The sequence below is a fragment of the Streptomyces sp. NPDC055103 genome (assembly GCF_053607625.1).
Genome location: NZ_JBSGTX010000128.1, coordinates 1 through 10,402, shown reverse-complemented (window position 1 = coordinate 10,402; position 10,402 = coordinate 1). Strand labels below are relative to the sequence as shown.

11 protein-coding genes are annotated in these 10,402 nt (G+C 70.3%); 8 read left to right on the top strand and 3 right to left on the bottom strand.

Annotated elements, in window-relative coordinates; all coding sequences use genetic code 11:
- Positions 1–186 precede the first annotated feature (186 nt).
- The 3 genes from ACWFR1_RS39365 to ACWFR1_RS39355 all read left to right on the top strand — a co-directional run bounded on the left by ACWFR1_RS39365 (position 187) and on the right by ACWFR1_RS39355 (position 2,184).
- A complete protein-coding gene (locus ACWFR1_RS39365; protein WP_453560686.1) occupies positions 187–810 on the top strand; it encodes a hypothetical protein in 624 nt (207 codons plus the stop codon).
- Between the two features lie 42 nt (positions 811–852).
- Entirely contained in the window at positions 853–1,623 is a 771-nt protein-coding gene (locus tag ACWFR1_RS39360) for a transposase (protein WP_453560683.1), read from the top strand.
- Positions 1,624–1,701: 78 nt separating this feature from the next.
- Entirely contained in the window at positions 1,702–2,184 is a 483-nt protein-coding gene (locus ACWFR1_RS39355; RefSeq protein WP_453560681.1) for an NUDIX hydrolase, read from the top strand.
- A gap of 43 nt (positions 2,185–2,227) precedes the next feature.
- Here ACWFR1_RS39355 and ACWFR1_RS39350 read toward each other — a convergent pair whose 3' ends face one another.
- Positions 2,228–3,511: a helix-turn-helix domain-containing protein gene (locus ACWFR1_RS39350; RefSeq protein WP_453560680.1), complete on the bottom strand. Its 1,284-nt coding sequence runs from the start codon at positions 3,509–3,511 to the stop codon at positions 2,228–2,230.
- A gap of 214 nt (positions 3,512–3,725) precedes the next feature.
- Here ACWFR1_RS39350 and ACWFR1_RS39345 point away from each other — a divergent pair, with 214 nt between their 5' ends.
- Positions 3,726–4,625 carry an NAD-dependent epimerase/dehydratase family protein gene (locus ACWFR1_RS39345; protein ID WP_453560678.1) on the top strand — a complete coding sequence of 300 codons (900 nt, stop codon included), beginning with the start codon at positions 3,726–3,728 and terminating at the stop codon, positions 4,623–4,625.
- 114 nt (positions 4,626–4,739) lie between these two features.
- Positions 4,740–6,047, top strand: a complete 1,308-nt coding sequence (locus ACWFR1_RS39340; RefSeq protein ID WP_453560676.1) for a UDP-N-acetylglucosamine 1-carboxyvinyltransferase — start codon at positions 4,740–4,742, stop codon at positions 6,045–6,047.
- Between the two features lie 791 nt (positions 6,048–6,838).
- Here ACWFR1_RS39340 and ACWFR1_RS39335 read toward each other — a convergent pair.
- Both ACWFR1_RS39335 and ACWFR1_RS39330 read right to left on the bottom strand, forming a co-directional pair.
- Positions 6,839–7,189 carry a transposase gene (locus ACWFR1_RS39335; protein WP_453560674.1) on the bottom strand — a complete coding sequence of 117 codons (351 nt, stop codon included), beginning with the start codon at positions 7,187–7,189 and terminating at the stop codon, positions 6,839–6,841.
- 131 nt (positions 7,190–7,320) lie between these two features.
- Positions 7,321–7,875, bottom strand: coding sequence for an ArsR family transcriptional regulator (locus ACWFR1_RS39330; RefSeq protein ID WP_453560671.1), 555 nt, complete (start codon positions 7,873–7,875; stop codon positions 7,321–7,323).
- 385 nt (positions 7,876–8,260) lie between these two features.
- On the opposite strand from ACWFR1_RS39330, the gene ACWFR1_RS39325 reads away from it, so the two are divergent.
- The 3 genes from ACWFR1_RS39325 (at position 8,261) to ACWFR1_RS39315 (ending at position 10,360) form a co-directional block, all read left to right on the top strand.
- Positions 8,261–9,022 carry an SDR family NAD(P)-dependent oxidoreductase gene (locus tag ACWFR1_RS39325; RefSeq protein ID WP_453560668.1) on the top strand — a complete coding sequence of 254 codons (762 nt, stop codon included), beginning with the start codon at positions 8,261–8,263 and terminating at the stop codon, positions 9,020–9,022.
- A 98-nt stretch (positions 9,023–9,120) separates the two neighbouring features.
- Positions 9,121–9,828 carry a TetR/AcrR family transcriptional regulator gene (locus tag ACWFR1_RS39320; RefSeq protein WP_453560666.1) on the top strand — a complete coding sequence of 236 codons (708 nt, stop codon included), beginning with the start codon at positions 9,121–9,123 and terminating at the stop codon, positions 9,826–9,828.
- A 142-nt stretch (positions 9,829–9,970) separates the two neighbouring features.
- Positions 9,971–10,360 carry a zinc ribbon domain-containing protein gene (locus tag ACWFR1_RS39315; protein ID WP_453560663.1) on the top strand — a complete coding sequence of 130 codons (390 nt, stop codon included), beginning with the start codon at positions 9,971–9,973 and terminating at the stop codon, positions 10,358–10,360.
- The last annotated feature ends 42 nt before the right edge of the window (positions 10,361–10,402 follow it).

Sequence of the window (10,402 nt, the reverse complement as noted above, 5' to 3'; positions counted from 1 at the left end):
CCGCGAACTTCACGGCAAGTTGATCACGAGTCTCGTCCGGGATGCGCATACGACACCAACGAGCCCCAGCTCTGAAAGCAACACCTTGATGATCGGCAGGCCCTAAGGGCTGTCCCGTAACTGGACGGCGCCCCGTTGCCGATCCCCGGATCGGATCGTGTCAGTGGCTGGTGACAGGATCGAGGGGTGCTGATCAAGGGATACGATGTCGGCCCGTTGGTGCCGGGCGAGTCGCTGCTGGTCCACCCGGGCTTCTGGTCGAACTACCTCCTGGCGATGTGCAGCGACGGGGGGTGTGCCGAGCGCCCGGTTCCGGAGTGGTTCGGTGAGGACGGCGCCGATGTCGATGCCCTGTCCGAGGTCCTCTTCGATCCTGATCGCTGGCCGGTATTCAGGGTGCCAGTAGATGACGGCCCTGGAGCCGTGGTGATCTACCGCAATCTGGATGGCGACTACGGCACCGACTATCTCATCACCAATCCAGGAAGAAGCTACGCCGAGCAGATCGCCAGCTGGGACGGAGACTTCTCGGGCGCTGGGCTGACTTGGTCCGAACTGACCCAGATCGCTGACAATCCGTCGCTTGCGGACGAAGGCGTCCAGGACACAGCCACCCGCCTCCTGCTACTGCTGCCCCTCCTCACCGACCCGGACGTGCAGGAAACAGCATCAGCAAGGCTTATCGCCGCCCTGACCGCAACTGGCACGCCGCAAGACACTGCCTCCATCGCGGCGGAACACCTTCTGGCCCACCTCACAAGGAGATCCCGCCACGACCCCACGTGGACGTCTCCGCTGAGCGGCAGCTGAGAGGCGAGCCGAGCCGCCGATCACCCATGAAACGATCTTGATATGGCTGGTGTGACCACGGCGTCGGAATCTTCCTGGATAGCCCCGTTCTCCGGGCTGAGCCCTCGCGCCTTCGGGAAGCTGGTGACGGTTCTGCGTCGCCAGGGTGCGGACGAGGTCCGCAAGGGCCGGCCGTGGAGCCTGCCGCTGGAGGACCGGGCACTGCTGGTCGCGACCTACTGGCGCACGAACCTCACCATGCGGCAGCTCGCGCCGCTGTTCGGGGTGTCGAAGTCGGCGGCGGACCGGATCATCGACCACCTCGCTCCGATGCTCGCGCTCCAGCCCCGCAAGCGGTTCGCCAAGGACACCGTGCTCATCGTCGACGGCACCTTGGTCCCCACCCGGGACCACACGATCGCCGAGCGGTCGAAGAACTACCGGTACTCCACCAACCACCAGGTCGTCATCGACGCCGACACCCGCAGGGTCGTCGTGGTCGGCCGACCGCTCGCCGGAAACCGCAACGACTGCAAGGCATGGGAGGAGTCCGGCGCCAAGGCCGCAGTCGGCAAGACCCTCATGATCGCTGACGGCGGCTACCCGGGCACCGGACTCGTCATCCCTCACCGCCGGCAGCGCGGCCAGGCCGAATTGCCGGCCTGGAAAGAGGAGCACAACAAGTCCCACAAGCAGGTCCGGGCCCGCGTCGAGCACGTCTTCGCCCGGATGAAGACCTGGAAGATCCTCCGCGACTGCCGCCTCAGAGGTGACGGCGTCCACCACGCCATGCTCGGCATCGCCCGCATGCACAACCTCGCCCTCGCCGGATAGACCAGCTGGCCACACCGCAGCCGACCATGCCTGAAACAACCCGGAGATCATTTACGGGACAGCCTTTAGGGTGAGGGCATGATCCCTGATTTCGTCTCAGACCTACGGAAAGCGGTCGGCTCCGACTGCCTGCTCTGGCTGCCGGGGGTGGTCGCGGTCGTCCGTGACGAACACCGCCGGGTGCTCCTGCAACGCCGGTCCGCTGGAGGGCTGTGGACGCCGCTGAGCGGGATCGTGGAGCCTGGTGAGCACCCAGCCGTTGCGGTGGCGCGGGAAGCGGAGGAGGAGACCGGGGTCCGGGTGGTGGTCGAGCGACTGGCGGCGGTGACGCACTCTCCGCCGGTACGGCACGGCAACGGTGACCGCGCGCAGTACTTCGAAGTCGTGTTCGCCTGCCGTCCGGCGGACCCGGGCCAGGAGCCTCGGGTCTGCGACGACGAGTCGGCGGAGGTCGGATGGTTCCCGCTGGACGCTCTGCCGCCGATGAGCGAGCGGATGCGGGAGCTCATCGCGCTGGTCGAGAAGGACGAGCGCGAGGCGTGGTTCGCGCCGGCACCGTGACCGCGCAGCGAATCAGCCCTCGACGCCGTGGCGGGGCCGGCCCTCAGGCGAGCACGGCCCCCGTGCGGACAGCGAACTCCCGCAGGCCCTGCACACTGGTCGGGCCGTAAAGCAGGCTCGACGTCAGCGCCCGCAGCGCAGGTCGGCGTACTTCTTGAGCCGCCTCCTGCTCGACGCGGCGCAGTGCAGCAAATGCCTGCTCGCCGTTGCCGAGGGCGTGCCACATGCGGGCGGTGTCGGTCCAGGCGCGAGCACGCCGTTCGGCGTTCGGCATGAGGCTGACGTTCAGGCCCCGCGCGACTTTCACGCCCTCGTCCGGGGTGCCGAGGGTGGTGTGGACGCCGATGCGGTAGACGGCAACCTGGGTCTTGGTGGCCTCGACGGTGAAGAGCCCGCCGGGGGACTGTGGGCGGCGCTCTACGGTTTCGTCGGCCTCATCGAGCAGAGCGAGCGCCGTTGTGCGGTCGCCTCCGGCTGCTGCCGAGTACGCCGCCGTGAGCAGCAGGGTCGTTCGTACAGCTCCGGTGCGCTGTTCGGCAGGGTCGAGCTGGGCAGCCTCATGGGTGAGGAGGCGGACGGCGGAGGAGCAGCGGCCCGAGCGGCGCATTGTGATGGCCAGCACGCGGGACGCTTCTCCGATGGGGATGGGCAGACCGCTGGCCCGTGCGGCGGCCAGTGCGCGATCGGCCGCTACCCATGCGGCGTCTGAGTGTTCTTTCGAGGCGAGTTCGGCGGCGAGGACGTAGGCGCGGGCGAGGATGGCGGATGCCTGTTGGCGGGGCCTGCCGGCGGCGGCGTCCCTCGTCGCTTCGGCGGCGGAGAGCAGGCCGGGCAGGGCACTGCCGAGTTCGCTGTAGCTGGCGGCGGTGAACGCCTCGCGCGCGGCTGCCGTCCTGGACGCCAGCGCCTGGAGCGGCGCGGGCTCGGCGCTCGGGAGGTGGAACAGCATGTCGTCCAGGCCCAGTTGCACGGACTGGGCTGCCGCCGTGCCCGTGCCGACGACGGCGGTCGATGCCCCGGCCGCGACCGCCCCCAGCAGTGTCCTACGACGCATCGCGTCCTCCTCATCCGGCATCGGTACGCTCCCCACGGTAGCGATCACCGGGTCCACAGGGGCAGGGAACCCGCTGACCCGCTCCGGAGGGATGCGCAGCACCTGAGCCAGGCGCAGGCGGGTATCGAGGTCCACGCGCATCTTGTTGCGCTCGATTCGCGAGATCGCCGACGCCGAGTAGCCGACAGCCTGGCCGACCTCACCTTGCGTCAGGTCCAGGGCGCGGCGCGCGTCGCGGAAGATCTTGCCTAAGTCACACGTGCTCGGGCCCATGGGTACCTCCTACGCACCGACGGGACGCACGACACTACTGCCTGTCCCCGTACGGCAACAGGGCGTGCGGATGCACGCCGTGTGCCGGTCCCGCACACCGTGTGCGAGGGCCGCCGAAGTGACTCCCGAACCGGACCTCCAAGCACGACGGTTGCGGCAGCAGACGGACGGCACACGGGCCGGTCCGCTGCTCGACTCCTCTGCGGAGGCACCCTTGAACATCCTGATCACCGGCGGCGCCGGCTTCATCGGCTCGGCCCTCACCCAGGCGCTGCGCCTCGCCGGACACGCGGTCACCCCGCTGGACAACCTGTCGGTCAACTCCCGGCGGCCGAGCCCGAAGGGCCTGGTGGTCCGCGACGTCCGGTCGCTGACCGCCCGGGACCTGGACGGCATCGACACGGTCGTGCACACGGCCGCGCTCAAGTCCGTCCCAGCCTCCTTCGAGGTCGGCGGGTTCGAGCACAACGTCGCCGTCGACCGCCACATGATCCACACCTTCGTCAGCTCCACCGCACGACGGCTGCTGCTGGCCTCCTCGTGCGAGGTCTACGGCGAGCAGACCGGCCCCCTCGCCGAGAGCGCGCCGTACGCCCCCCGCTCCCCGTACGCGGCGGGCAAGGTCGCCACCGAGCAGATGGTCAACATCTACCGCCCCCGCCTGGACGGTGACCGCGAGATCGGCGTCGTCAGGTTCTTCAACACGTTCGGCCCCCTCGAAGGCGCCGACGCCGTCGTACCCGCCTTCCTCGCCGCCGTCACAGAGGACCGTCCGCTGACGATCGAGGGCGACGGCCGGCAGGCCCGGGACCTGACCTACATCGACGACTCGGTCACCATGCTCACCCGCATCCTGGACGCCCCCGCGCTACTGCCCGTCGTCAACGTCGGCTCCGGCCGCGCGGTTTCCATTCTCGACCTCGCCCACGCGGTTATCCGCGTCGCCGGCCGCGGCACCATCACCCACGCCGCCGCCCGCGTCAACGAGATCGGCTCGTTCACCGCCGACCTGGCCCTGTTCCACCGCGTCTACGGGGCGGTCGACCGCGTGCCGCTGGACGAGGCCCTGGCCCTGAGCGTCCGGAACCACGCGCGTCCCCTGACGGCGGCCTGACACAGCAGCTGAACGTCCAGTCCTCATCCGTGCTGCTCGCGGTCCCGGCGTCCGTGCTGGCCGGGACCGCGAGTTGGCCTCCGTCGCGCACCACGCCACCCGGGGAAGGTAACCGTGAACGATCAGACCCAGACCCTTATGCCGCCCCCCACCGACACCCGCGCCATCCGCGTCACCGGCGGGCGCCGCCTGGAGGGCGCTGTCTCGGTCCAGGGCTCCAAGAACGTCGCGCTCCACCAGTACGCCGCTGCCCTGCTCGTGGACGAGCCGCTGACCTTGACCGGTATCCCGGGGATCTTGGACACCCATGTCTGTGCGGAGATCCTTACCCACACCGGCACCCCGGTCAGGATCACCGGCGACCGCTTCGAGGTCACACCGGCGTCCGGCTGGCACCCCGTCATCCCGGACGAGCTCGGCGGTCGCATCCGCACCACCGCCGTCATGGCCGCCGGGCTGCTTGCCCGAGCCGGACAGGTGTCCTTCCCTCTGCCGGGTGGCGACGCCTTCGCCCATCGCAGGATCGACCGGCACCTGGCCGTCATGGAGGCGGCCGGCGCCTCGCTGGACGTCACCGCCACCCGCATCGGAGCACGCCTGCCCGGTTCGGGGCTGGCGCCGTTCACCGCCGATGTGCTGACGCAGAAGTGGGGGCCGAGCCTGGGGGCCACGGTCACCGCAATGCTGCTGGCCGCCCGTGCGCCCGGCACCTCCATCATCCTCAACCCGAACAGGGAGCCCGAGGTGCTGGCGACGGCCGCGATGCTCCGCGACCGAGGGGTCGGCATCACGTGGGAAGGAACCACCGCCCTGCACGTCACCGGCACCGACCGCATCACCGGCGGAACCGTCGGTATCCCGCCGGACCGGCTGGAGGCTGTCACCCTCGCCCTGGCCGCCGTCATCACGGGCGGCACCGTGCGCCTCGCCAACGTTCCCGTCACCGTGTTCCCTGCCGTCCTGGTGGCTGTCCTCGCCGACGCCGGGGTCGAGCTGCTCCCGCACTCGGACGGCGGCACGCTCACGCGCTGCCCGGCGGGGCCCCGGCCCGTGCACACGGCCATCACCACCGCCACCTGTTCCGACGTGCAGCCCCAGCTGACCGCCTTCCTGACCCAGGCCCCCGGGGTCTCCCGTATCGAGGAGCGGATCTACACCGCACGTGACAGCCACGTCGGCCCACTGCGCGGCTTCGGTGCCGCCGTCGCCGCCGACGGCTCGACCGTCACCGTGCACGGTCCGTCGTCCCTCGCCGCGGCCCGGGTGGCCGGGGAGGACATCCGGGCCGTCGCCGCCCTGGTGATCGCGGCCCTCGTGGCCGACGGCACCTCGACCATCCAGGGCCTCTATCACCTGGACCGTGGCTACAGCGGTCTGCTGCCCAAGCTCCTAGAGCTCGGTGCCGATCTGGCGGTCACGTAGGACGACCTCCGTGGCACGTGCGGCTGGCCCTCTTGTGTTACGTGCCGAGCTGCGGTTCGGACAGGCGTCGAACAAGCAAACCAGTGTGATCACCCTCCAGGGTGAAGTCATGTGCCAGGCGCATCCTCCAGTCAGACCGTGCGGTCTGATTCCAAACGGAGCGTTCACCTGGGTGCCGAACAAGCAAACCAGTGTGATCACTCTTCAGGGTGAAGTCATGTGCCAAGCGCATCCTCCAGTCAGACCGCGCGGTCTGATTCCCTACGGAGCGTTCACCTCCGGCCAACACAAGTCCGCGTCGTCACGGCGCGGAGGGGGGAACCCATATGAGGGATGGAGTGAGAGGGACGAGACCGCCACCGAGGATCCGCGCGGGTATGGAGGCCTCGCGGGCTGAGGGACCTGACCGCCGCGCCCCTGTGATGGTGGTCCCGAGCGCTGGCCGGCAGCCGCCGTGTCCCTGATGCCCGTGTAGTGGCGCTGGGAATTACTGCCACCTCTCCGTCCAGCGTCCTGCGCCCCCGCTCGTTGAGCGGGGGCGTTCGCGTCGAGCGGGAGAGGAGTGGGAGAAAAGTGGGAGATGATCTTGAGGAGTGCGGTGCATCGGCCTGCATCCGGAGGCACTAGGCTGCATCCCCTGGTTTCCGGTGCGTCGCAGGTCAGAGGCCATGGAGGGCCCCTGACCTGCGACAACCGGCGGCCCCTCTTGGATCATGCAGATCTTCGAGGGCACGAACCAGATCCAGCGGCTCGTCATCAGCCGCGGCCTGTCGCAAACGGGGAACTATTGATCAGAAACTCATGGGGTTCTCGTCCAGGACGTAACGGACGTGTGGGCCGCCGAAGTAGCCGCGGACGATGTGCGGCTGGCGCTGGCGCTGGCGCTGGCGCTGGCGTCGGCGGAAGAAGCGGCGGGTCTCGGCGGCGAGTTCGGCCTGATTCCGGGCCCGGTGCTGTTTGGGCGGGCTGTGCTTGAGGTCGGCGTTGACCAGCTCGTCGGGGTTCAGCTCGGGCGAGTACGGCGGCAGGAAGTGCAGCTCGATGTCGTCGGAGTCGACATCGAGCTGCTGACCATCAGGCTTCGACTCCTGGTCGCCTCGGTCGACAAGGCCAGGGAGATCGGCATCGACTGGTGAGAGCACGATCCCGCGCTGTCCTCGCGCGCGGACGACCGGGAGGCGTACGAGAACGAGCGTCTGCGCGCCGAGGTCAAGGCTCTCCGCAGCCGCTCGGCATCCCGGTCAGTCCCGACGCCCCGGGTTTCCGGGTCCGTTCAGTCCCTCTCCAGCAGCGTGACGCCGAGTTCGCCGGCGGTGTAGTGGACCTCCCGGCGGTAGCGGTGGCCGGTCACAAGACCCGCGTCCCGCAGGACGGCGAGGTGCTGCGAGACCGCGCCCGGACTCCGCCCGGTCAGCCGGGCCAGTCCGGTCGTGGTGGACGGCGAGGTCGAGTGGGCGAGGAGCTGCGAGCGGCTCCGGCCCAGCAGGCGGTCCAACGCGTTCCCGGCGCGGTCGCGCCGCTCCCACAGGGTGCCGACCGCCCGCGACGGATAGATCAGGCACGGAGGCGCGGCGGCCTGCCCGGCGAGCAGGTGGCAACGCGCCGCGAACGCGCTCGGCGCCAGGGTGACCCCGCCTCCGTCGAGGACGAGCCGGCCCGCGGGCAGGTCCGCCGACACGAGGGTCCCGTCCGACCAGCGCACGGACGGGTGCAGTCGGGCGAACACCTCCCGCATGCCGTCCTCGGCCAGTCGCCGGGTCCGGTACGCGACATCGGCATCCAGTACGGACGGATCCGCGGCCAGTGCGGCCGCACGCCCACCCGCCACCAGGCGAGCACCGCCTTGGCAAGTTCCGGCAGCGCCCGCTCCGGGGCGTCGGCCAGCCGCTGCTCGAAGACGGAGAGCGGGGCCCGCCGGGCGGCCTCGTCCAGCCCGGCGCGTACCCGCTCGGCCGGCAGCGCGACGAGGGCGTCGAGCTCCTCCTCGATCTCGGCCAGGGGGCAGCGGGGGACGGTGTCAGGAAGCCGCGCACCGTGCCGTCCTCGGACGCGAAGCAGGTGAAGCTGCTGGTTCCGCTTCCGGGGGCGCCACCTGCGGTTCTATGGTGGGCGGCGCAGATCGCGCGGACCGTGCGATCCCCGCGAGTACGCGCCCGAGCCGACGGCCAACCCGGCGGCAGGGTCCCACCCGCACCACACGAACGAGGAGTTCCATGGACATCGCCGGCTCCGCCGCTCTCGTCACCGGCGCCGCTTCCGGCCTCGGCGCCGCCACGGCCACCGCGCTCGCCGCCCGGGGCGCCACCGTCTACGGCCTCGACCTGGACAAGGCCGTCGCGGCCGCCGGGCCGCTGCCCGAGGGCGTCCGGCTGCTCGCCGCCGACGTCACCGACGAGGAGCAGGTGCGCGAGGCCCTGGCCGCGATCGACGCCGACGGCGCCGAGCTCCGGCTCGCCGTGAACTGCGCGGGCATCGCCCCCTCCGCGCGCATCCTGGGCCGCAAGGGACCGCACGACCTCGACCTGTTCCGTACGGTCCTCAACGTCAACCTGCTCGGGACGTTCAACGTGATGCGGCTCGCCGCCGAGGCCATCGCCCGGCACGAGCCCGACGAGCACGGCCAGCGCGGGCTCGTCGTGAACACCGCCTCGATCGCCGCCTTCGAGGGTCAGGTCGGCCAGATCGCCTACGCCGCGTCCAAGGCGGGTGTCGCGGGTATGACCGTCACCGCGGCCCGTGACCTCGCGCAGTTCGGCATCCGGGTCGTCACCGTCGCCCCCGGCATCGTCGACACCCCGATGATGGCCGGATTCGGCGAGGACGTCCGGGCCGGTCTCGCGGCGAGCGTCACCTTCCCGCAGCGCCTCGCGCGCCCGGAGGAGTACGCCCGGCTGGTCACGATGATCGTCGAGCACGACTACCTCAACGGCGAGACGATCCGGATGGACGGCGCCCTGCGGATGGCCCCGCGCTGAGCCCGTCCTGACCCTCCGTACCCTCGATGCGGTACTCGGTGCCGGAATTGACCGGCACCAAGTGCCGCATCGGGTGTTTCTGGTGTTAGGTTCGGACCATGGGAACAGCCTCGACGAACTCTCCGAAGCCCGCGATGCGGGACTCCCTCATCGCCGCGGCCTTCCAGCTCTTCCTCGAGCGCGGCTACGAGCAGACCACCGTCGACGACATCGTCACGCTCGCGGGCGTCGGCCGCCGCTCCTTCTTCCGGTACTTCCCGTCGAAGGAGGACGTGGTCTTCCCCGACCACGAGCAGTGCCTCGCCGACATGACCCGCTTCCTCGCGGCGAGCGCCGACTCCGACGACCCGGTCGTCCGGGTCTGCGACGCCGCCCGGCTCGTCATGCGGATGTACGCCGAGAACCCCACCTTCTCCGTCCAGCGCTACCGGCTCACCCGCGAGGTGACCGGACTGCGGACGTACGAGCTGTCGGTCGTCTGGCGCTACGAGAAGACCCTCGGCGACTATCTGCGCACCCGCTGGGCCGACCGCCGGGACGGCACCCTGCGCGCCAACGTGGTCGCGGCCGCCGTGGTCGCCGCCCACAACCACGCCCTGCGGCACTGGCTGCGCTCGGGCGGCGAGGGCGACCCGCTGGCGGAGGTGGACCGGGCCCTGGAGTTCGTGCGGGCCACCTGGAGCACGGACGCGGTGACGGACGCGCCGGCCGAGGAGAACGAGGACGTCGTCGTGGTCATCACCAAGCGGTCCACCCCCATGTGGCGGGTGGTGCGCGAGGTGGAGTCGAGCCTCGGCGAGAGTTGAGGGGTGACCGACGGCGGACCGGGGGCCGACCGGGGTTCTCGGTATCTCGAATTGAGGGAACTCAGGTCTTTATTTGATGGCACTCAGTGCCATATCTTGGCTCCATGCACGGTCGAGCCGCCGAGTGCAAGGAGAACCCATCGTGTTCCACACCGGACTGAGGAGCGGGACCGCCGTCGCGGTCGCCGAGGAGTCGGGCGCCGACGCCGAGCTCTACTTCCAGCGCTGCCGCTGGTGCCACACCACGACCTTCCAGCGCCTGCTCTGTCCGACCTGCGGGTCGACCGAGCTCACCCCCGAACTCAGCGAGGGCGAGGGCGTGATCTCCGTACGGCGCGGGGTCGCCGCGGCCGACGCGGACCTCTGGCCGGTGTACATGTCGGAGGGCTTCACCGTCCGCTGCCGCGTCGACGGACCGCTGCACGCGGTGCGTCCCGGCGTCCGGGTCAAGGTCTCCTCGGGGGTCGGGGTGACCGGTCGCAGGCCGGTCGTCCGGCTCTGCGAGGAGGTCCCGCTCGACGGCTGGATCTGAGGGCGTACACGAAGAAGGGGCGGGTGGCACAGAGTGCCACCC